This window comes from Yoonia sp. (assembly GCF_965660735.1).
Taxonomy (GTDB): domain Bacteria; phylum Pseudomonadota; class Alphaproteobacteria; order Rhodobacterales; family Rhodobacteraceae; genus Yoonia.
Window position 1 is genome coordinate 13,323 of sequence record NZ_CBFIBD010000019.1, and the last position, 20,582, is coordinate 33,904.

Annotated in this window: 21 protein-coding genes and 1 tRNA gene; 6 read left to right on the forward strand and 16 right to left on the reverse strand. The window is 60.1% G+C overall.

The genetic code is table 11. The features are described 5' to 3' along the window. Positions 1–3 precede the first annotated feature (3 nt). Together mtaB and dapF are read right to left on the reverse strand one after the other, a co-directional pair. A complete protein-coding gene (mtaB, locus tag ACTG4B_RS08750; protein ID WP_439155315.1) occupies positions 4–1,263 on the reverse strand; it encodes a tRNA (N(6)-L-threonylcarbamoyladenosine(37)-C(2))-methylthiotransferase MtaB in 1,260 nt (419 codons plus the stop codon). Then, positions 1,263–2,087, reverse strand: coding sequence for a diaminopimelate epimerase (gene dapF / locus ACTG4B_RS08755; RefSeq protein ID WP_439155348.1), 825 nt, complete (start codon positions 2,085–2,087; stop codon positions 1,263–1,265). Before dapF ends, mtaB begins: the two co-directional genes overlap by 1 nt. 86 nt (positions 2,088–2,173) lie before the next feature. On the opposite strand from dapF, the gene ACTG4B_RS08760 reads away from it, so the two are divergent. Together ACTG4B_RS08760 and ACTG4B_RS08765 are read left to right on the forward strand one after the other, a co-directional pair. Continuing rightward, positions 2,174–2,249: transfer RNA gene (locus ACTG4B_RS08760), tRNA-Lys, on the forward strand. 490 nt (positions 2,250–2,739) lie between these two features. Beyond that, complete coding sequence (locus ACTG4B_RS08765) at positions 2,740–3,165, forward strand: GFA family protein (protein WP_439155316.1); 426 nt, start codon at positions 2,740–2,742, stop codon at positions 3,163–3,165. Between the two features lie 235 nt (positions 3,166–3,400). On the opposite strand, the gene ACTG4B_RS08770 is transcribed toward ACTG4B_RS08765, so the two are convergent. From ACTG4B_RS08770 to ACTG4B_RS08795, 6 genes are all read right to left on the reverse strand, one after another. Then, entirely contained in the window at positions 3,401–3,691 is a 291-nt protein-coding gene (locus ACTG4B_RS08770; protein ID WP_439155317.1) for an HU family DNA-binding protein, read from the reverse strand. 133 nt (positions 3,692–3,824) lie between these two features. After that, complete coding sequence (locus ACTG4B_RS08775; protein ID WP_439155349.1) at positions 3,825–5,300, reverse strand: AMP nucleosidase; 1,476 nt, start codon at positions 5,298–5,300, stop codon at positions 3,825–3,827. 2 nt (positions 5,301–5,302) lie between these two features. After that, a complete protein-coding gene (gene ade / locus ACTG4B_RS08780; RefSeq protein WP_439155318.1) occupies positions 5,303–7,096 on the reverse strand; it encodes an adenine deaminase in 1,794 nt (597 codons plus the stop codon). Positions 7,097–7,135: 39 nt separating this feature from the next. Continuing rightward, positions 7,136–7,615 (reverse strand): tryptophan-rich sensory protein TspO, encoded by a 480-nt coding sequence (gene tspO, locus ACTG4B_RS08785; RefSeq protein WP_439155319.1) that lies wholly within the window; start codon positions 7,613–7,615, stop codon positions 7,136–7,138. A 31-nt stretch (positions 7,616–7,646) separates the two neighbouring features. Beyond that, positions 7,647–8,669 carry a 15-cis-phytoene synthase gene (gene crtB, locus ACTG4B_RS08790; RefSeq protein ID WP_439155320.1) on the reverse strand — a complete coding sequence of 341 codons (1,023 nt, stop codon included), beginning with the start codon at positions 8,667–8,669 and terminating at the stop codon, positions 7,647–7,649. Continuing rightward, positions 8,666–10,204 carry a phytoene desaturase gene (locus ACTG4B_RS08795; protein ID WP_439155321.1) on the reverse strand — a complete coding sequence of 513 codons (1,539 nt, stop codon included), beginning with the start codon at positions 10,202–10,204 and terminating at the stop codon, positions 8,666–8,668. Before ACTG4B_RS08795 ends, crtB begins: the two co-directional genes overlap by 4 nt. A gap of 107 nt (positions 10,205–10,311) precedes the next feature. Here ACTG4B_RS08795 and crtA point away from each other — a divergent pair, with 107 nt between their 5' ends. From crtA to bchO, 4 genes are read left to right on the forward strand one after another with little or no spacing between them, the layout of a single operon-like run. Further along, entirely contained in the window at positions 10,312–11,013 is a 702-nt protein-coding gene (gene crtA / locus ACTG4B_RS08800) for a spheroidene monooxygenase (RefSeq protein WP_439155350.1), read from the forward strand. Then, complete coding sequence (gene bchI / locus ACTG4B_RS08805) at positions 11,010–12,014, forward strand: magnesium chelatase ATPase subunit I (RefSeq protein WP_439155322.1); 1,005 nt, start codon at positions 11,010–11,012, stop codon at positions 12,012–12,014. Before crtA ends, bchI begins: the two co-directional genes overlap by 4 nt. Continuing rightward, the gene (locus tag ACTG4B_RS08810) at positions 11,959–13,629 is read left to right on the forward strand and encodes a magnesium chelatase subunit D (protein ID WP_439155323.1); all 1,671 of its coding nucleotides are present in this window, start codon (positions 11,959–11,961) and stop codon (positions 13,627–13,629) included. The genes bchI and ACTG4B_RS08810 overlap by 56 nt, the downstream gene beginning before the upstream one ends. 3 nt (positions 13,630–13,632) lie before the next feature. After that, complete coding sequence (gene bchO, locus ACTG4B_RS08815) at positions 13,633–14,475, forward strand: alpha/beta fold hydrolase BchO (RefSeq protein ID WP_439155324.1); 843 nt, start codon at positions 13,633–13,635, stop codon at positions 14,473–14,475. A 46-nt stretch (positions 14,476–14,521) separates the two neighbouring features. On the opposite strand, the gene ACTG4B_RS08820 is transcribed toward bchO, so the two are convergent. The 8 genes from ACTG4B_RS08820 to puhA form a co-directional block, all read right to left on the reverse strand. Then, on the reverse strand, positions 14,522–14,983 hold the full coding sequence (locus ACTG4B_RS08820) for a c-type cytochrome (protein WP_439155325.1): 462 nt from the start codon (positions 14,981–14,983) through the stop codon (positions 14,522–14,524). A gap of 111 nt (positions 14,984–15,094) precedes the next feature. Beyond that, positions 15,095–16,309 (reverse strand): 5-aminolevulinate synthase, encoded by a 1,215-nt coding sequence (hemA, locus tag ACTG4B_RS08825; protein WP_439155326.1) that lies wholly within the window; start codon positions 16,307–16,309, stop codon positions 15,095–15,097. Between the two features lie 5 nt (positions 16,310–16,314). Then, entirely contained in the window at positions 16,315–17,100 is a 786-nt protein-coding gene (puhE, locus tag ACTG4B_RS08830; RefSeq protein WP_439155327.1) for a putative photosynthetic complex assembly protein PuhE, read from the reverse strand. An 82-nt stretch (positions 17,101–17,182) separates the two neighbouring features. After that, positions 17,183–18,301 (reverse strand): magnesium-protoporphyrin IX monomethyl ester (oxidative) cyclase, encoded by a 1,119-nt coding sequence (gene acsF, locus ACTG4B_RS08835; protein WP_439155328.1) that lies wholly within the window; start codon positions 18,299–18,301, stop codon positions 17,183–17,185. Continuing rightward, positions 18,298–18,594, reverse strand: a complete 297-nt coding sequence (locus ACTG4B_RS08840; protein WP_439155329.1) for a hypothetical protein — start codon at positions 18,592–18,594, stop codon at positions 18,298–18,300. Before ACTG4B_RS08840 ends, acsF begins: the two co-directional genes overlap by 4 nt. Positions 18,595–18,645: 51 nt before the next feature. Beyond that, the gene (gene puhC / locus ACTG4B_RS08845) at positions 18,646–19,098 is read right to left on the reverse strand and encodes a photosynthetic complex assembly protein PuhC (RefSeq protein WP_439155330.1); all 453 of its coding nucleotides are present in this window, start codon (positions 19,096–19,098) and stop codon (positions 18,646–18,648) included. A gap of 5 nt (positions 19,099–19,103) precedes the next feature. Beyond that, the gene (gene puhB / locus ACTG4B_RS08850) at positions 19,104–19,742 is read right to left on the reverse strand and encodes a photosynthetic complex putative assembly protein PuhB (protein WP_439155331.1); all 639 of its coding nucleotides are present in this window, start codon (positions 19,740–19,742) and stop codon (positions 19,104–19,106) included. Between the two features lie 58 nt (positions 19,743–19,800). Then, the gene (gene puhA, locus ACTG4B_RS08855) at positions 19,801–20,577 is read right to left on the reverse strand and encodes a photosynthetic reaction center subunit H (RefSeq protein WP_439155332.1); all 777 of its coding nucleotides are present in this window, start codon (positions 20,575–20,577) and stop codon (positions 19,801–19,803) included. Between the last annotated feature and the right edge of the window lie 5 nt (positions 20,578–20,582).

Here is a 20,582-nt window from a genome sequence, read left to right on the forward strand (position 1 = left end):
GCGTCAGGCGATAAGGGCCTGATCGTTGTGCCCGGTGATGCGGGCGCGGATGATCTGGCTTTCGGGTTGGTCTGTCGCAAAGGTGACTTCGGTGAACTGCTCGGTCCGGCCCATGCGCGGGTTTTCCAGCAGGATATTGTGCGTTTTGCCGACTTGTTGTTCCAGATGGGTCGCGACCTGTGCCTGCCCCGCAGCCCGTAGCCGGGCAGCGCGTGATTTGATCAGTTTGCCGTTCACCTGCGGCATCCGGGCCGCAGGCGTTCCCGGTCGGGGAGAATAAGGAAAGACGTGCAGCCAAGTGAGGTTGCAGTCCCGCACCAGCGCCAGTGCGTTGGCGAACATCGCGTCGGTTTCAGTTGGAAATCCGGCGATGATATCTGCCCCATAGGTCATATCGGGCCGCAGTTTGCTGGCGGTTTCAGTGAACCGGATCGCGTCGTCGCGCAGGTGCCGCCGCTTCATCCGTTTCAGGATCATGTCGTCGCCATGTTGCAGCGACAGATGAAGATGCGGCATCAGGCGCGGTTCGGTGGCGATTGCAGCCAGCAGGTTTTCATCTACCTCGATACTGTCGATCGAGCTGATCCGCAGGCGCGGCAGGTCCGGCACCAGTTTCAGGATGCGCATTACCAGATCGCCCAGCTTTGGCAGGCCGGGCAGGTCGGCCCCCCAGCTTGTCAGGTCAACGCCGGTCAGCACGACCTCGTTATAGCCGGTATCGACCAGCCGCTTTATCTGGTCCACCACAACGCCCGCCGGGACCGAGCGCGAATTGCCGCGCCCAAACGGGATGATGCAGAATGTGCAGCGGTGGTCGCAACCGTTCTGCACCTGCACATACGCGCGGCTGCGGGTGCCAAAGCCATCAATCAGGTGGCCGGCGGTTTCAGTCACCGACATGATATCATCCACCTGCACCGGCTCGGTCTGGCCGATCAGGTCGGGTGCCAGGCCAGCCCACGTCGCGGGGTTCATTTTCTCGGTATTGCCCAACACCACATCGACTTCGGCCATATTGGCAAAGGTGTCTGGTTCGGTCTGGGCGGCGCAGCCCGTAACGATCAGCCGGGCATTGGGATTGTCGCGCCGCAACTTGCGGATGTCCTGACGCGCCTTGCGCACGGCCTCGGCTGTGACGGCGCAGGTGTTCACGATCACAGCGTTATCGATGCCATGGGCGTTTGCCAATTCCTTCATCGCCTCTGTTTCATAGGCGTTCAGCCGGCAACCATGGTTGGAAAATATAGGTGCTTTGCGATCCATCACAGCCACCATTGCCCGTCGAACACATGTGCCGTCGGGCCTGTCATCCAAACCCCGTCGGCGCGCCAGGAAATTTTAAGCGTGCCGCCATCCAGATCAACCCGCACGTCGCGCCCGGTCAGGCCCCGCCGTGCTGCGGCGACTGCCGTGGCGCAAGACGACGACCCAGATGCTAGCGTCACCCCAACCCCGCGTTCCCAGACCCGCATCCGCAGATGGTCCGGTGCGACCAGGCTGGCGAATTGCACATTGGTCCGTTGCGGGTAAAGCGGGTGGTGTTCCATCGCGGAACCGCCCGTGACCAGATCGACCGCTTCCGCATTATCGACGAAAAAGGTGCAATGCGGGTTGCCCATGCCCGTCGCGACAGGATCACCTTCAATCGGCAGGTGCAGCGTGTCCACATCACGCGCCAGGGGGATTTCCTGCCAATCCAGCTGTGGTTGGCCCATGTTGACTGCCGTCTGCCCATTGCCCGCGTCCTGCGCAAACAGGCTGCCGCGATCAGTGGTAATCACCAATTCCGACTTGCCGGTCTGATCCATCAGGTACCGGGCAATACACCGCGTCGCATTTCCGCAGGCCGCAGAGAGTGATCCATCGCTGTTCCAGAATACCAGATGCACATCTGAATCCACGCTGTCAGACAATACCGCCAGCTGGTCGAACCCAACGCCGCGATGCCGGTCAGCCATGGCCACGGCAAGCCCTGCGTCGATACGCGGCGCGATACCCCGTTCGTCGACCACGACAAAGTCGTTGCCCAGCCCGTGCATCTTCATGAAAGGTATATATGTCAGTTCCCGTGCGCTCATGGCGGCCATATAGACAATGCAAAGCGACTTATCCAGCCGTGACAGCATTTGGGGGTTGACCACCTGCGCCGGTCTTTCTAAGTAGCGCTTCATGTGGGCCGTTAGCTCAGTTGGTAGAGCAACTGACTTTTAATCAGTAGGTCGATGGTTCGAACCCATCACGGCTCACCACTTTATCATTTTTTATCAAAGAGTTACCTGGCTTATCGTAGCCGCGTTTGCCACGGCTTCAATTACCGGAAGCCATACGGACGCAACGTGCAGCAAATTCGAGAGATTACATCGCTGCAATGCGCTCACTTTTCAAAAACGGGATGGCCGTTGATTCGTGGCCTTATCTGTCTGCGGAATTGCCGCGATCCATATTGGGAAAAAATTGTGAGCCTTTCATCGGTCGGTCCGGTTCAAGCCGTTCAGATCCCTTGAATGAGGTGAAAAATGAATATGAACAGCAAGACCAACGGACCCGGCACAAACCGGACATTTGTGTTCCGTACAGCGAACGGCGGCAGGAGCACATTCTACCGGATGCTGCGAGATGAACAAATGACTGCATAGGCAACGCAAACCTGTCGTTTGGGTTCATCGGACGAGGGGAGCAATCCGTCTCGGCCTATGATTTGCAGTTGCGCTTATCGGCTGACGCGGCAAGGGTTCTCGCATGACAAAGAAGTACACAGGAAAATGTCTTTGCGGCGATGTGACGTACACTGCCAATGGGGCACCCATCGTTGTCGCCCAATGCCATTGCGATGCGTGTCGCCGATTAAGCGGGACAGGGCACACCGTTGGAGCCGTCTTCGTCGCCGAAGCGGTCACTTTGAGTGGAAAGCTGAGTGAATTCAGTTATTCATCCGACAAGGGTGCGATGGTTACCAAGGTGTTTTGCGCGCACTGCGGTAGTCCAATTTATAGTAGCAACACGCGGATGCCTGACCATTTAACGCTGTCTCTTGGTACGATTGATGATGCAACCGGACTTGATATTGAGGTCGTCATATTTGAACGCGACAGACCTCATTGGGACCAGCTGGGGGAAGATGTCGTTTCATTCGCGACACAGCCAGATTGGAAGCCCGAAAGCTGAACGACACATTGTAGGGCAGCGTTTGGAAAATGGATCTGCGGCCATTGAGTGAACGATAGCAGGGGGCGATTTTGTCCCGCACGAGACATTCCCACGCGCAGGAGCGCCTGTCCTCAATCCGATGTTCTCGGCCTTTGGCAATGCGGCATCCGGCCCACCCAAAAAACCAAAAGGGCCGCCTTATTCGGGCGACCCTTTCGTATTCTCACCGGGGCACATTGTGCGCCGGGATACGTTAGCCGTTGACGCTGTCTTTCAGCGCTTTGGCGATCGTCATTTTGACAACCTTGTCGGCTTCTTTCTTGATCTGCTCGCCCGTGGCGGGGTTGCGGACCATACGCTCTGGGCGTTCACGGCAATAGATTTTGCCGACGCCGGGCAGGGTCACGGCACCGCCGCCTGCGACTTCCTTGGTGATGATGCCCGTCACGGCATCCAGTGCAGACCCTGCTGCTTTTTTATCCATGCCTGTTTCTTCGGCAAGTGCAGCAACAAGCTGCGCTTTGGTCATTGGTTTCGTCGCCATTTTTATGGTCTCCCTCGTTCGCCCGAATTATAGGGCCTATGCCCGCATATTTAACGGTATGTTGTGGGACACCACAACGGTTAGTATGATATTACAAGTGAAAATTGCGCGATTTCGAGTGTTTTTCGCCAGATCAAAGGAAAGCTGTCTCTTCAAAGCTACGCAATTTGCGGCTGTGGATACGTTCAAGCGGCATTTCGCGCAAGCGTTCCATCGCCCTGATCCCGATCATCAGGTGCGCCGCGACCTGTGTTTTATAGAAATCAGAGGCCATTCCGGGCAGCTTCAACTCTCCATGCAGGGGTTTGTCGCTGACGCAAAGAAGCGTGCCATAGGGCACCCTGAACCGGAATCCGTTGGCGGCGATTGTGGCGCTTTCCATATCCAGAGCGATGGCCCGCGACTGACTTAACCTTTGAACCGGGCCTGCCTGTTCGCGCAGTTCCCAGTTGCGGTTGTCGATCGTGGCGACGGTGCCGGTGCGCATGATGCGCTTCAGCTCATAGCCTTGCAGTTCGGTTACATCAGCCACGGCGGTTTCCAGCGCGATCTGGATTTCCGCCAAAGCCGGGATCGGCACCCAGATTGGCAGGTCGTCATCCAGCACGTGATCTTCGCGCAGGTAGGCGTGCGCCAACACGAAATCCCCAAGCCGCTGTGAATTGCGCAGCCCGGCACAGTGGCCCACCATCAGCCAGGCATGGGGGCGAAGCACAGCGATATGATCGGTTGCGGTTTTCGCGTTCGACGGGCCGACGCCGATATTGACCAGTGTGATCCCGCCGCCGTCGGCGCGTTTAAGATGATAGGTCGGCATTTGCGGCATCTTTGCAGGCACCGGAATCGGGGCGTCTGCTTTTGCGATTTCTACATTCCCGGTACTGACAAAACTCGTGTAACCGCTATCGGGGTCGGCCAGCACGTGGCGGGCGTAGGCCTCGAATTCCTCGACATAGAACTGATAGTTGGTGAACATCACATGGTTCTGGAAGTGCTCAGCCGCCGTGGCGGTGTAATGCGCCAGACGGGCCAGTGAATAATCAATGCGCTGCGCGGTAAAGGGGGCAAGCGGGCGCGCGCCATCGGGATAAGTGAACCCTTCGCCGTTGACGATGGCATCATGCGTGGTGCTCAGGTCCGGCACGTCAAACGCATCGCGCAGGTTGAAATCCATCGACCCTTCTTGCGGCACAGTCACAGACGGCACATTCGCCACCGCGAAATGCACCGGCATCACCGTGTCAGATGCGCCGATAATCACCGGCACCCCGTGGCTGGCGATCAGCAGGCCGATCTGCTGTTCCAGATAGGATGCAAACAGATCGGGCCGCGTTACCGTCGTGGCATATATCCCGGGTTCGGCCACGTGACCGAACGACAGACGGCTGTCGGTCTTGGCATAGCTGGTCGTAGTCAGCCGGATTTCGGGGTAAAAGGCACGCATACGGGTATCGGGCTGGCCATCTGTCAGCGCCGTCATGAAGTTTTCCGTCAGGAACGTCACCGCCGCCTGATACAAGTCTTGCAGGCGCGCCACTGCCATCGCCGGGTCGTTGAATGCCTCTGGCGCGGGAATGTCGGGTGTTTTGATGCCCGTCTGTGGTGCCATGTTCATGTGTTTCCCTCAAATAGCTCGGTCAGTTCAAATTTATCCACGTCTACCAGCCCAAGATCAGAAATGCGCAACGATGGGATGACGACCAGAGCAAGCAGCGAATGTTGCATATAGGCGTTATTGAGCGTGCAGCCGCAATCCGCCATCGCCGCGACCATCTGATCGGCCTTCGCAGCGACTTCGGCCGCCGGCCTGTCGGACATCAGGCCCGCGATGGGCAATTCCACCAGCGCCAGTTCCGCATCGTCCTTCCAGACGGTCACGCCACCACCCACTTCGGCCAATCGGTTGGCCGCCGCCGCCATCATGTCGCGGTCGGTGCCCACGACGATCATATGGTGGCTGTCATGTGCCACGGTCGATGCGATCGCCATTCGCCCCTGATAGCCAAAACCAGAGACAAAGCCGTTCACGACCTTACCAGTGCCCCGGTGCCGTTCGACAAGGGCGATCTGATAGGTATCGCCTTGCCCTGCGACCAACCCATCGACCACCGGCAGTTCGGCTGTCAGTGCCTCGGTCGGGGCCTGATTTTCGACGACGCCGATAACCTTGGCGGTGACACTGTTGGCACCATCCGGCGCATGGATTTCAAAGTTTTCTCTGTTTAGCGGCTGCATATTCACGGTATGGCGCGCGTCGGCGGGCCAGTCGTAATGCGGACAATCGACGGCGATCCTGCCATTCAGCGCCACGGTGCGCCCGCGCGCGATCACATGTTCAATGGGCAATGCTTTCAGATCAGACGTCAGGATCATATCAGCCCTGCGGCCGGGGGCGATGGACCCCAATTCGCGTTCCAGCCCGAAATGCGTGGCAGTGTTGATCGTCGCCATCTGCAACGCGATCAGCGGGTCGCAGCCGCAGGCAATCGCATGACGCACGACGCGGTTCATATGGCCGTCGTTCACCAGCGTCCCGGAATGGCAATCATCGGTGCAAAGGATGAAATTGCGCGGATCAAGGCCGCGTTCCGTCACCGCAGTGATCTGGCTTTCCACGTCATACCATGCGGACCCCAGCCGCATCATCGACTTCATGCCGTTGCGGACACGGGCGAGCGCATCAGCCTCGGCAGTGCCTTCGTGATCGTCGGCGGCACCCCCTGCGACATAGGCGGAAAACGCGATCCCCTTGTCGGGCGATGCATAGTGCCCGCCCACAGTCTTGCCCGCGTCCATGGTCGCGGCCATTTCGGCCAGCATCTGGGGATCGCCGTTGATCACACCGGGAAAGTTCATCATCTCGCCCAGCCCGATGATGCCGGGCCAAGACATTGCCTCGGCCACGTCTTCGGCGCTGATTTCGAACCCGGTGGTTTCCAGACCGGGGGCAGAGGGCGCGCAGGACGGCATCTGTGTATAGATGTTGATGGGCTGCATCAGCGCCTCATCATGCATCATCCGGACACCGCGCAGGCCAAGGACATTGGCGATCTCATGCGGGTCGGTGAACATGGTCGTGGTGCCATGCGGGATCACGGCAGCGGCGAATTCGGCAGGGGTCAGCATACCTGACTCAATATGCATATGGCCATCACACAGACCGGGGATCAGATAGCGGCCTTCTGCCTCGATCACCTGTGTCCCGGGGCCGACGCAGTGGCTGGCGTCCGGCCCGACATAGGCGAAACGCCCCCCGGCCACCGCGACCTGCCAGTCAAGAATTTCGCGGGTGTGCACGTTGACCATCCGCGCACCGCGCACGACCAGATCTGCCTTGTCGCGGCCTGCGGCGACGGCAACCAGACGGGGGGCCACATCGGCCCATGACTTGATAGAAGTATCCATCCCCAAAATTGTCACCCTTTCGGGCAGGGTTCAAGGGGGTCAGATGTTGGGCAGATCCAGCGGCTTTTGGTCCGGGTTCAGCTTGTAGACTGAATAATTCAGTGCGGCCGCGACAGTGACCCAGACCAGATAGGGCACGAACGCCAGCCCGGCCCAGAAATCCAGCCCGAAGTGCGTGATCATCGCCCCCAGCACAGCCAGCCACAAACACGCCATCACCGGCAATGATGCCCGCAGATTCCGCAACCCGAAGAACACCGGCGTCCACAGCGCGTTGAACGCGATCTGAACAGCCCAGAACGCCATGGCGTAGGCACTACCTTCCATTCCGGCGACGCGCGCCCCTGCGAAGGCGATCAGCAGATAGATACTGGTCCATACCACAGGAAACACCCAGTTCGGCGGAACCCACGACGGTTTTTTCAGGGTCTTGTACCACTCGCCAGTGGGAAACAGCGCACCTGTGGCGGCGGCCCCGAATGTGGCGGCGAGAAACAGGAAGAAAAGCACGATATCCATTGCGGGCCCCTTTCAAGGTGACATGTGACACCTAGGCCAGCGGGCGATCCCTGCCAAGTGCTGCTTCGCGGGCGCGCAATTCGGCCAGCATCGCCAGCACGGCGCTTGACCGGCCCGGATCAGGCCGTGCCCGGCTTGCGGCATTCACCAGAAACGCAACTTCATCCAGAGGATTGGCATAGATGATTGCAGATTTCGGCATCACAAGCGACACACCTGTGCGCAGCGACGATTGCACCACCCAACCGAGTTTTTGCCGCGAAGATGTGCGGGCGCGCATTGAAAGACTGTCATATCCCTGGCGGCGCACCTGCTTGCCGATCCCTGCATAGATCAATCGCGCCGCCCAGATTCCCGTCCGCGCCTGCAAGGGCAGTACGTTGATCCCAGCCTCGGACCGCAGATAAAGCCTATCGGCCTCGGTCAGCAGGCGTTTGACCATGCGGCGCACGGCTTTGGTTGGCCGCGGATCGCGGGTGAAATTGACCGGATCGATCCCAGCCTCTTCCAGCCAGTCCAGCGGCAGGTAAATCCGCCCCATCCGCGCATCTTCGCCGACATCGCGGGCGATATTGGTAAGTTGCATTGCGACACCCAGATCGCAGGCCCGCGCCAGTGCATCGGGGTCGCGCACGCGCATCAGCACACACATCATCGCGCCGACCGCACTTGCGACACGGGCGGAATAGTCGCGCACGCCGCTCAATGTGTCATAGCGCCGCTCGGCGGCATCCCAGGCGAGCCCCTCCAACAGCGCCTCTGGCAGGGCGCGGGGCATGTCGAAATCTTCAATGATGGCGGCAAACGCACGATCTTCGGGCGCGTTGCGCGGCTTGCCCTGATAGGCCAGATCAAGCCTGTCTTGCAGCCGTAGCACAGCGCCGGTCTGATAATCGCCCTCATCCACCTCGTCATCGGCCAGTCGACAGAACGCATAAAGAGCGAGTGCAGGGTCGCGCACCTTGGCCGGCAACAGTCTGGAAGCCGCATGAAACGACAGCGATCCGTGGCGGATCGCCTCGCGGCAATGCGCCAGATCATCGGGCCGGATCATTCTGCGGCCACTTTGATTGCAGGCATCGCAGGCGCATCGGGGACCAGTTTTCCCAGAACCTCGGCGCTTGAAATCACCCCGGGAACGCCGGCACCGGGGTGGGTGCCCGCGCCGACAAGGAACAGCCCGCGCGCTTCTTCGCTGATGTTGTGTGGCCGGAACCATGCCGATTGCAGAATGCGCGGTTCGATGGAAAACCCCGAACCGTTGGGCGACAGGTAACGGTCGCGGAAATCTGCGGGTGTCAGCGTCATTTCGGTGACAATACGGTCGGCAAAACCGGGCAGGGATTTTTCGACCTCTGCCTGCATCTTGGCCTTGTAGTTCGCCGCCTCTTTCGCCCAATCGACCGGTTTATCGAACCCCAAATGCGGGACGGGTGACAGGACATAGAACGTATCATCGCCGGCAGGTGCCACGCTGGGATCGGTGCGCGCCGGCCGGTGGATATAAAGACTCATGTCGTCGGCCAGATTGCCCTTGATAAAGATATCCTTCAGCAGGCCTTCGTAGCGGGGCGCGTTGGTGATTGTGTGATGGCCGATGTCGGGCCACATATCCGCGGTTCCCTTGGTGCCAAAATACCAAACGAAGAGACCCATCGACCAGCGGCGTGATTTCAGTTTCTTGTCGGTCCAGCGTTTGCGCGGGCTATTACGCAGAAGGTGCTTATAGGTATGCCCCGCATCGGCGTTGCTGATGACGAGTTGGGCCGGAATAGTGTCTGAATTCGTCAGGCGGACGCCCTGCACTGCCCCATCGGTGACAAGAATCTCATCGACCTCGACCCCATGCCGCACTTGCCCGCCCTGCGACCGGATCACGCCCACCATCGCATCGGCAATCGCCTGCACGCCACCCATGGCGTAATGAACGCCGAACTGCTTCTCCAGATAGGCGACAAGCGAATACATTGCTGTCACATGACGGGGATCACCACCGATAAACAGCGGATGAAACGATAGCGCCATCCGCAGACGGGCATCGCGGACACGGGCCTTGGCCAGCCCAAGGATCGACCGGTCGGCGCGCAGCCGCGCAAAGGTCGGCAGCACCTTGATCGTTTCCCATATCCGGTGCATCGGCTTGGCAACCATGCCTTCGAACCCGACTTTATAGCAGGCCTCGCTGTCGCGCAGGAACCGTTTGTAGCCTTTTACATCGCCGGGCGACAGGCGCGCGACCTCTGCCAGCATCGCATCGGTATCCTGCCGCGCGGTAAAGCTGGATCCATCCGGCCAGCGGACCTCGTAAAACGGGTCCATCGGGCGCAGGTCCACGTCTTTGTGGAAATCGCGCCCGCAGGCGGCCCACAGGTTTTCGTACACCTGCGGCACTGTTATGATCGTTGGCCCAAGGTCGAATCGGTGGCCATCCTGCGTGATGGACGACCCCCGCCCACCGGGCCGGTCAAGCCGGTCCAGCACCGTGACGCAATAGCCCTTGGCGCCCAGCCGCATCGCCGCCGCAAGCCCGCCAAGGCCAGCACCAATGACTATGGCAGCGTTTGAATCGGTTTGATCAGGTATCAACATGGCTTAACACTAGTAGTGTCAGGCTAAGTTGACAAATACTATCGCGCCGCCTTCCCAAATGATGTGCCGTGTGTCAGGATTAATTGACACTAGCAAAGGTTCCGCTTCTGACCCAGATCGTCACACTGTCGTTTTTCCGCTTTGCCGGGCCGCTGGCCCGGATTTGGGCGCTTGTCATGATGGGCGCGGCGCGGGTGCCGCTGGCCCGCACGCCTGACATCGGGTTCTGGAAGCTGTGCGGATCCGGCACAGGCGAAGGGTTCACCCCACTTCCCAATACGGCAGTCTATGCGATTCTGGCCACATGGCCAGATGTGGAAACCGCGCGGAAGCGCACGCAGTCGGGGATTTTTGCACGTTACATCCGGTGCGCGACGGAAAATTGGACGGTCTTTCTGCAACCCACGTCTGCGCGCGGGCAGTGGTCGGGAAAAACGCCGTTTCTTCCATCGGGGGCCATTTCGGGCGGTGCGCTGGCCGCCCTGACCCGCGCAACGATCAAGCCACGTATACTTGCGCGGTTCTGGGCGCGCGTGCCCAATATCTCGGCCATGATCGGGGCCGATCCAAACGTCGCCTTCAAGATCGGTATCGGCGAGGTGCCGATGCTACATCAGGTGACATTTTCCATCTGGCCGTCCGAGGACGCGATGGCCGGTTTCGCCCGCACCGGCCCCCACGCCGACGCCATCCGTGCCGTCCGTGACGAAGGCTGGTTTCGCGAAGAACTTTATGCCCGTTTCGCGGTTCATTCCGATATCGGCACCTGGAACGGCACATCCCCACTCACCAAACTGGAGGCCGCATGACACAGCCTTTCCCCTTTTCTGCCATCGTCGGGCAGGAGGAAATGAAACAGGCCATGATCCTGACCGCCATTGATGCGTCCATCGGTGGCGTGCTGGTGTTCGGCGACCGGGGCACTGGCAAATCGACCGCGGTCCGTGCGTTGGCCGCACTGCTGCCCCCGATCCGCGCGATCAAGGGCTGCCCGGTAAACAGCGCCAAGGCCGCACAGGTGCCGGACTGGGCCGGGCTGAAATCCAGGCGCGTGCATGACATGCCGACACCCGTCGTGGACCTGCCGTTGGGCGCGTCAGAGGACCGCGTGACTGGCGCGCTGGATATCGAAAAGGCTCTCACCAAGGGCGAAAAGGCGTTCCAGCCAGGGCTGCTTGCCCGCGCCAATCGCGGCTATCTCTATATAGACGAGGTCAACCTGTTGGAGGATCACATCGTCGATCTGCTGCTGGACGTGGCGCAATCTGGCGAAAATGTCGTCGAACGCGAAGGATTGTCGATCAGGCACCCGGCACGGTTTGTGCTGGTAGGGTCCGGCAACCCCGAGGAAGGCGAATTACGCCCGCAACTGCTGGACCGGTTCGGCCTGTCGGTCGAAGTGACATCGCCCAAGGATATCGACACCCGCGTCGACGTCATCAAACGCCGCGATGCATTCGAGAACGACAACACAGCCTTCATGGTGCGCTGGCAGGCCGAAGATGCCGCGATCCGCGACAAGATCCTGATCGCGCGCAAGGCGCTGGCCAAGCTGAACACCACTGAAAGCACATTGCGCGACGTGGCCGCGCTTTGCCTGGCACTGGGGTCCGACGGCCTGCGCGGTGAATTGACGCTGCTCAAGGCAGCGCGTGCTTTTGCAGCGTGGCGCGATGACACGGCAGTGACGCGCGGGCACGTGCGCGCCGTGGCGCCGATGGCCCTGCGGCACCGCCTGCGCCGTGATCCGCTGGATGAGGCGGGCAGCGGCACACGGGTGGCCCGCACAGTGGAAGAAGTTCTTGGATAGCTGGGAACAGGCCACCCTGGCGTTGCGGCTGCTGGCGATCGATCCGGGCCTTGGCGGGATCACGATCCGCGCGCGGTCCGGGCCGGTGCGTGACCGTCTGCTGGGGCAGATCGGCCCAGACGTCCGCAAGCTGCACCCGGCGATATCGGATGCCGCACTTTTCGGTGGTCTTGACCTGAGCGCGACATTGCAAAAAGGCCATCTTGTGCAGGAACAGGGTCTGTTATCGCAGCCCGGTCCATTGATCCTGACGATGGCGGAACGTGCCAGCACGGCGCTAGCGGCGCGGCTGTCCATTGCGCTGGATGCTGGACAGCACAGCCTGATCGCGCTGGATGAAGGGGCCGAACCGGACGAGGTTCTGAACCCCAAACTGACAGAGCGGCTGGCATTCCATGTGGATCTGTCCGATTGCCGGCTAGGCGAGACGGGTGCAACTGAAATGCCCGGCTTTGCCCCGCAAACCCAAAGGCTGCCGTCTGTTCCACCCGATGCAAGGGAAGCAGTCACCCGGATCGCCGCCCAGTTTGGCATCGACAGCTTGCGTGCGCCGCTGTTCACGCTGCGGGCAGCGCGGGCACACGCGGCGCTTTTGGGCAGGGATAGTGTCACATCCGACGATCTGGAAATCGCTTGTGCGTTGACGCTGGCGCACCGCGCGACGCGTATCCCCCAAGACCCGGCACCGCAGGAACCGGACACACCGCCCCCCGATCAGGCCGAACAGGAAAACGAGCAGGACACATTGGATCTGCCGGACGAGATGCTGCTTGATGCGGTGCGCGCGATGTTGCCCGATAATCTGCTGGAGCGGCTTGCGGCGCAAAAGGCGCGGTCAGGGCGCGGCAACGGCAGCGGCGCCGCGCACAAAGGTAACCGGCGCGGCAGACCGCTGCCATCGCGCGCCGGACGCATGCACGACGGCGCGCGCATCGACATTATCGCGACATTGCGCGCCGCGGCCCCCTGGCAGACGATCCGCAAACAGGCGACCGGGCGCGATACCCTGCAAATTCGCACCGGCGATATCCATGTCAAACGGTTCGAGGAAAAGTCCGACCGGCTACTGATCTTTACCGTCGATGCCTCAGGCTCATCAGCACTCAGTCGGCTGGCCGAGGCAAAAGGCGCGGTCGAACTTTTGCTTGCGCAGGCCTATGCGCGGCGCGATCACGTGGCATTGGTGGCCTTCCGCGGGACCGAAGCGGAATTGCTGCTGCCGCCCACCAGATCGCTGGTGCAAACCAAACGCAGGCTGGCCGCACTGCCCGGCGGTGGCGCCACGCCATTGGCGGCAGGTATGGCAACGGCGTTTGAACAGGCGACGCAGGCCGTGCGCCGCGGGTTGACGCCGACCGTCGCGATCCTGACCGACGGACGGGCGAATATTGCGCTGGATGGCACCGCCAACCGCAAACAGGCGGCACTTGACGCACAGCAAATTGCACGGCTGCTGCGCGCCAGCGGGATTGATGCGTTGGTGATCGACACGGGCAACCGGCCCGAACCTGCGCTGCGCGACCTGGCACAGACGCTGGCCGCGACCTATCTGCCGATGCCACGTGCCGATGCAAAACGGCTATCGCAATCCGTTGCCACCGCGCTGGGCGACTGACGCGTGCGCTGGCCCAAGGATGCAGAAAACTGGCCCCTGAACCAGTATTCCCGGCGGGTTTTGTGCCGTCCGCACCGCTGGCATGTGCAGGAACACGGCACCGGCGATACGATCTTGCTGATCCATGGCGCAGGCGGTGCGACGCAAAGTTTCCGCCATCTGTTTCCACTGCTTGCGCAGGATCATCATGTCATCGCCATCGACTTGCCGGGGCAGGGGTTTACGCAACTGGGCGCGCAGCAACGCTGCGGGTTGGATCACATGACCGAGGATCTGCTTGCCCTGATCCGGCAGGAAGGCTGGACGCCTCGCATGATCGTCGCGCATTCTGCCGGTGTTGCGATTGCCCTGCGACTTTTTGAAAAGGGCTTGCGACCGGATCAAGGGATCGTGGGAATCAACGCGGCCCTTGGCAATTTCAAGGGCGTGGCGGGCTGGCTATTCCCGATCATGGCCAAGACACTGGCGGCGACACCTTTCAGCGCCAGCCTGTTTGCGGCCACGACCACCCGCAATTCCGTGCGCAACCTGATCAGGGGCACAGGGTCCAAGCTGGAACCCGAAGGCCTGGAACTCTATTACCGTCTGGCCCGTGATCGCGGGCATGTGGATGCGACACTGTCGATGATGGCGCAATGGTCGCTGGACGGGCTATTGGCGCGGCTGGGGACGATCGATGTGCCGGTGCATTTGATCACCGGTCTGAACGACAAGGCGGTCCCGCCGCAAGTCAGCCGGGATGCTGTAGCCAGCCTACCTAATGCGCGCCTGACCGAACTGCCAGACCTTGGGCATCTTGCCCATGAAGAAGACGCGCAAATCATAGCGGATCTGATCCGCGGATAAAAAAAGACCGCCCAGGTTTCCCAAGGCGGTCTTTTCAAGAATGAAATTAATTGGTTGCTTCGGCTTCTTCTGCGCCAAAGGTCGAAAGATAAGCGAACAGGTCATAAGCCTGCGATTCTTCGCGCACCTGATAGGCCATCTTGCCGCGGGCGCGGCGATTATCCAGCGTTTCGCGCAGCCAATCTGTTGGGTCTTGCACGTAACCGACAAATGCCTCTTCCGTCCATACACCGCCAGCTTCGCCGACTTCGACGATGGAATCACCGTAACGGAACCCTTCGACGGACCCGATCGTCCGACCGGCGATACCATAAAGATTCGGACCTGTCTTGGCGTTGCGCCCTGCCAGCACCTCGCCCGATGCATCCTGCACCACGTGGCAGGCCACGCACTGGCGGTTGAACTGTTCTTCACCGGCGGCTGCGTCACCTTGGGTGGATGCATGGCCAGCTGCAAAAGCGGGCGCTGCGAGAACTGCAAAAGCAGCTGCCATTGTAAATCTTTTCATGATCGTGTTCCTTTTCGATCTCTGTTTTGACCGTTTGCCCCAGTCGCATGGCAATGTAATACAAACAGCAGGGTGGTCCACCCCTGCTGGGAAAAAGTTGTGTGATCCCGATCAGGCAACAGCATGGGCAAGGGCGCACTGCCGCCAAAGAACGCTGAGCGCTTTGACAAGATAGTCGATATCGGCATCTGTATGCAGTGGCGACGGCGTAAACCGAAGCCGCTCCGTGCCCTTGGGGACGGTCGGATAATTGATCGGCTGCACGTAAATATCCCATTCGCGCATCAGGTAATCGGCCAGCATCCGGGTCTTGACCGGATCCTTTATCAGCACAGGCACGATATGGCTTTCGTTGGCCATATGCGGAATGCCTTCGCGATCCAGCGCCGCCCGCAGACGGGCCACTTGGCGGCGCTGTTGGGCGCGCTCGATCTCTGACTGCTTGAGATAGGCGATCGATGTCCGCGCTGCGGCCGCCACGGCAGGGGGCAACGCCGTGGTAAAGATAAACCCACTGGCAAAGCTGCGGATAAAATCACAAAGCGCCGCAGACCCGGTGATGTAGCCGCCGACAACGCCGAATGCCTTGCCCAACGTGCCCTCGATCAGGGTGATCCGGTCGGCAATCCCTTCACGTTCGCTCACGCCGCCACCGCGCGGGCCATACATGCCCACGGCGTGCACCTCGTCCAGATAGGTCATTGCGCCGTATTTCTCGGCCACTTCGACGATCTGGCGGATCGGGGCCATATCGCCATCCATCGAATAGACGCTTTCGAACGCGACGATCTTGGGCACATCGCGCGGCAGGGCGCGCAGCTTCATTTCCAGATCATGCACATCGTTGTGTTTCCAGATCACCTTGTCGGCGCGGGAATGGCGGATGCCTTCGATCATGGACGCATGGTTTCCCGCATCCGACAGGATCACGCAGTTTTCCAACCGGCTCCCCAGCGTGGATAGCGCCGCCCAGTTCGACACATAACCGCTGGTAAACAAAAGTGCCGCTTCCTTGCCGTGCAGATCAGCCAGTTCATGTTCCAGCAACAAGTGATCGTGATTGGTGCCGCTGATATTGCGCGTCCCACCCGATCCGGTGCCGGTGCGTTCCACCGCCTCGCACATGGCGGCAATGACCGCCGGATGCTGGCCCATGCCCAGATAATCGTTGGAACACCACACGGTCACATCGCGCACGCCGTCCTCGGCATGGTTGGCGGCCCGGGGGAATTTCCCGCACTTGCGTTCCAGCTCGGCAAAATACCGGTAATTGCCATCATCTTTCAGCTGGTTCAGCTGCGCGTTGAAAAGGGCATCAAAATCCATCGGTCTCATCTTTCTTCTTTGGGCATGGTTTTGGGCGCGGGCAACATCCAGCGCCAGAGTTTCGCATCAGGCAGCGGCACCACCATCAGCCAGTGTTCCAGCAACGCCAGCGCCGCCAGCGCAGTCAGCAGGGCAAATCCGACGACAGTTGCGTCAGATCCGGCGGTCCAAAGGCGTTCGGCACAGACTGCCAGCAGGGCGGTCAGCGCGGTGATCGCCGCAGGAAAGGCAAGCGTGACAGGCCCGCGCCGGAAATAGGTTTTCAGATGGATCAGGCGATCTGGCAGAAATTCCGTATTGATCCGGGGCACCCCGAAAAACAGGTTCAGCTTGGCGAATATACGCGCCAGAAACAGCACCAGATAGGTCGCCATCGCCATCCGGTTCGGCGCGCCCTGTGACAGCAGGACCAACCCCAGCAAACCAGCGGTCAGCAGCAGTTCATGATAGGCGACCGTGGCAAAGGCGCGGTTGAACCGGTCCTTTCCCGACAGGCCCGGCAGGCAATCGTTGCGCATCGGGCCGGTGACGACGCCTGCCAGAAAGGCCAGTTCGATCCAGGCCCAGACGGCCAACGCACCCAGAAAACCCATATAGGCCCCAAGAACGCTGGCATCCGCCAGTGTAGACATCACCGCCCAAAGACCGATGATCAGCAGCGGCACACCCGCAATTACGGTCACTGCGTGGTTGTTCTGTCGGTCAGCGCGCCGCACCGCCACCAAAATCGCCCCGGTGGAAAACCACCAGACGAATATGGCAAACAGCGATGCGGTCCAAGGTGATGTCATCTTGTTTCTTCCGAGCACAAATATCCCGGTGGTGTGGAGGCAGAGCCTCCACCGGTTTTCAGCATGAAAACCGCCCGCCGCATTAGTAAACAGGCTCCATCCGGGGGCTGTCGGGCACCGCATTCTTTTCCACCGGTATCGTCATCAGCGACACGAACGCAAACCCTGCCTTGGCAGACCCTGCCATGCGCTTGGCCCAGCCCCCGACGCCGCCTTGCTTGCGCCCTCTGGCGATCTGCACATTCGCAGCTTCCATCCGACGCAAGGTCGGTTTCCAACGCGGATGGTCAATATCCAGCACCATCGGGAACACCTGACGCGAAATGTCGGATGTCTTGCGGAACACCTCTTGGCCATACCATTCAGGATCAACGCCCAGCGCCTTGTGGAATTCGGGGCGCTGGTGGTCGCGCACCCACATGGTCGAAAACACGGCCGTCAGGAAAAACTTGATCCACATGCGGTTGGCCCAGCTTTCCGTCAGCTTGGGGTCGGTTTTCAGCAGCAGGGCGAACGCCTCGCCATGGGAAAACTCGTCGTTGCACCATTCACGGAACCATTTGAAAATCGGGTGGAACCGCATTTCGGGGTGTTCCTCCAAATGGCGGAAAATCGTGATATACCGCGCATAGCCGATCTTTTCCGACAGATAGGTGGCGTAATAGATGAACTTGGGGCGGAAGTAGGTGTATTTCTTGGCCTGCGTCAGAAAGCCAAGGTTCACAGCGATTCCCGCTTCGCGCAAGGCGTCGTTGATGAAGCCGGCATGGCGGGCTTCGTCGCGGGCCATCAACTGGAACAGTTCGGTGATGTCCTTGTTCGATCCGCGCCGTTTCATTTCCTTATACAGCACACAGCCCGAGAATTCCGCCGTGCAGGATGAAATCAGAAAGTCGATGAATTCGGCTTTCAACTTGGGTTCCATCCCGTCCCAATCGACGGTGTCCCAGTCTTCGTTCTTGCGAAAGTGGCCCTTGTTCGGGTCTGCTTTCATCGCCGCGATCAGCTTGTCCCAGTCCTTGCGGACGGGGGTGACGTCAATCGCGTCCATTTCCGCGAAATCGGTGGTGTAGAAACGCGGCGTCAGCAGCGTGTTCGACATGGCAACCTTGGTCGCCTCTTCGTTGGTCAGCGGCGGCAATGCCTCTTGCGCGGCAATGGCTTCTTCGGCGGTGTTCGCATTTGATGAATGGATATTCATGACATCACCTCTTCGCTGAATGAGAATTCGCACAGTTCCATGAATTCAAGATCACCGGTGGCGCGGGTCCAAAGCTGTTCCAGCTTTGACGCACGTGTAATCACGGCGGTGCGCTTTTCCTCGATCATTTCACCAAAGGCGGCCATGATCTCCGGGCCTTGCACCTGCACCGTATCGCCGGGATGAATGACCGCGCCATTATCCAGACGGACATGCGCCGACAGTTCCTCGAACCGGTGCGAAATCGTCACCGTGCAGGGCGCGGTTTCCGTCTCTCTCAAAAATAGTCCCATGTGAGTTCCCTTTCACATTCATGCACGCAGGGGGCTAACCCGTGTGCGGTTTCAATCCAGCAGTCTGGCAAAGGCTGCCACGTTATCCACGCCATAGCCAATAAGTTCGACAGACAGCCCGGTGGTTTCATCGACAACAGCAACATTGCCGTTCTTGCGGCGCAGCACCGTAATCGGTGCGTCGGATGTCTTCGCCTGCAACTGGCGTTCCCGGTCAAAGACCCGGCCGATCACACCGATGAACCCGGCCTTGTTTTCGCTGGATACGGCCAGTTGATTGCCATTCAGATCATGCACGACGTAAACGCCGTTACGGTCGCCTGTCAGAACGATCTGACGCGCAACCTCGACGGCCGTTTCCTGCACTTGGGCCAAGGGCTCGCGTCCCGTGAATGTTGCAAATGCAACAAGCCCCAGCGTCGCGATCATCAGGGCAAACATGCCCTGCACAAGCGCCTTGGGAACCATGTCGCGGTCGTGGTGGCGGGTGGATACATTTGACATCGGGTTTACTCTGCTGCGACGGCTTTGCCGTCATGTGAGGTGCCACGGCTGACGACAGGCTGGGAAATGCGGGTTTCGGCTGCCTCGGCAAAGATTCGTGCGACGTTTTCTGCATCGGGGATGCAGCGCAGCGCGGGCTGGGTGCGCGACATGTGCCAGGGCCGGACATGCGGCCATGTCATCAGATACGATACCCGGCTGTCACCGATCAGTTCAAATGCCAGCGTGCCGTGGCCCGATGGCTTCAGGTCCAGTTTTGCGGTGCCGATCCACGTATAGGGCAGGTTCAGCGTCATGGTCAGCGCCGCACCGATCCGCATGGCGACCCGCTTGTTTGTCAGGGTATAGACCGTAGCGCGGGCCTGCACATAGGCGATGCCATAAAGAATGGCGCATGCAATGGCCCCGGCAACAACGAAAGGCAGCCCGTGCATCACGGATACGCCAAGTGGAAAATCTGCGGTTGATGCCCCAATACGCCAGACCGTCAGCAGGGCGAAATACCCTGCCACCCAGCGCAGGTTCAGCGCCTCGCGGGCCAGACGGCGCGGATCGGGTGACCCTTGCCACAGGATATGTTCATCGGCAGGCAATGCCTCTGGCAGGCCGCGGATGGGTTCAACTTTGAAATCGTCGTGGCTCATGGCTGGTTCCCTTTGGTGTTTGTGCAGCCCCGGTGGCGAACCGGGGCCACGTGGTTCTTCAGGCGCTCATCGCACCTGGCTTGGCATAAAGTGTGCCACCTGCGACATATCCGCAGATCTTGTCTTCTTCGAGCAGTGTTACCTTGTCGGCGCTTTTGGTCGTCGGGATGCCTTCCCAGTTATGGGCATGCAGCGCGCGGACGGTCACACGATCACCACCGATTTTGGCCATCGTCATGGGGACAAGCCGCGTTTTCCCGCTGCCTTCGGGGTTCAGATCGACGGTCAGGTAACGCACCATCTGTTCCGGCACATCAACCCACATGTCGATGACGCGCCCGACGACCTCACCGTCACCGCCGACAACCGGTTTGCCGCGCGGGTCGCGCCCGGCGGATACGCGGAAATCGTCCAACGTGGACATCGGCTTGATCTTGGCGTGGCCTTCGTAATCCAGTTCAGGCTCATCGCGGCGAATGGCCCAGCTGGCCGGGCCGACACCATCGACCATCGGATCACCTGTCGGGATCCATGGCGAACCCGTCGCGACGGCAGATGGCGCAAGCGCCAGATCGCTACGGATCAACGTGTCTTCGTGTTCCTTGTTGGGAACGGTCAGCGTGCCGCGCCCGTTGCGCAGTTGAAACGTCTTTTCCTTGGGCAACGGGAACAGGCTCTCGTTTGCGGGCACCCCATCATCGTCATCGCGCAGGGGATAGCCTTCGCGCATGTTTTCGGTCTGAAGATAGTAAACCAGACCGGCGAAAAAGATCCAGAAAAGCCAGATTGCCGCGCTCGCCAGATCGAAGTCTCCAAAGAATGTAGTGCCAACCATGATGA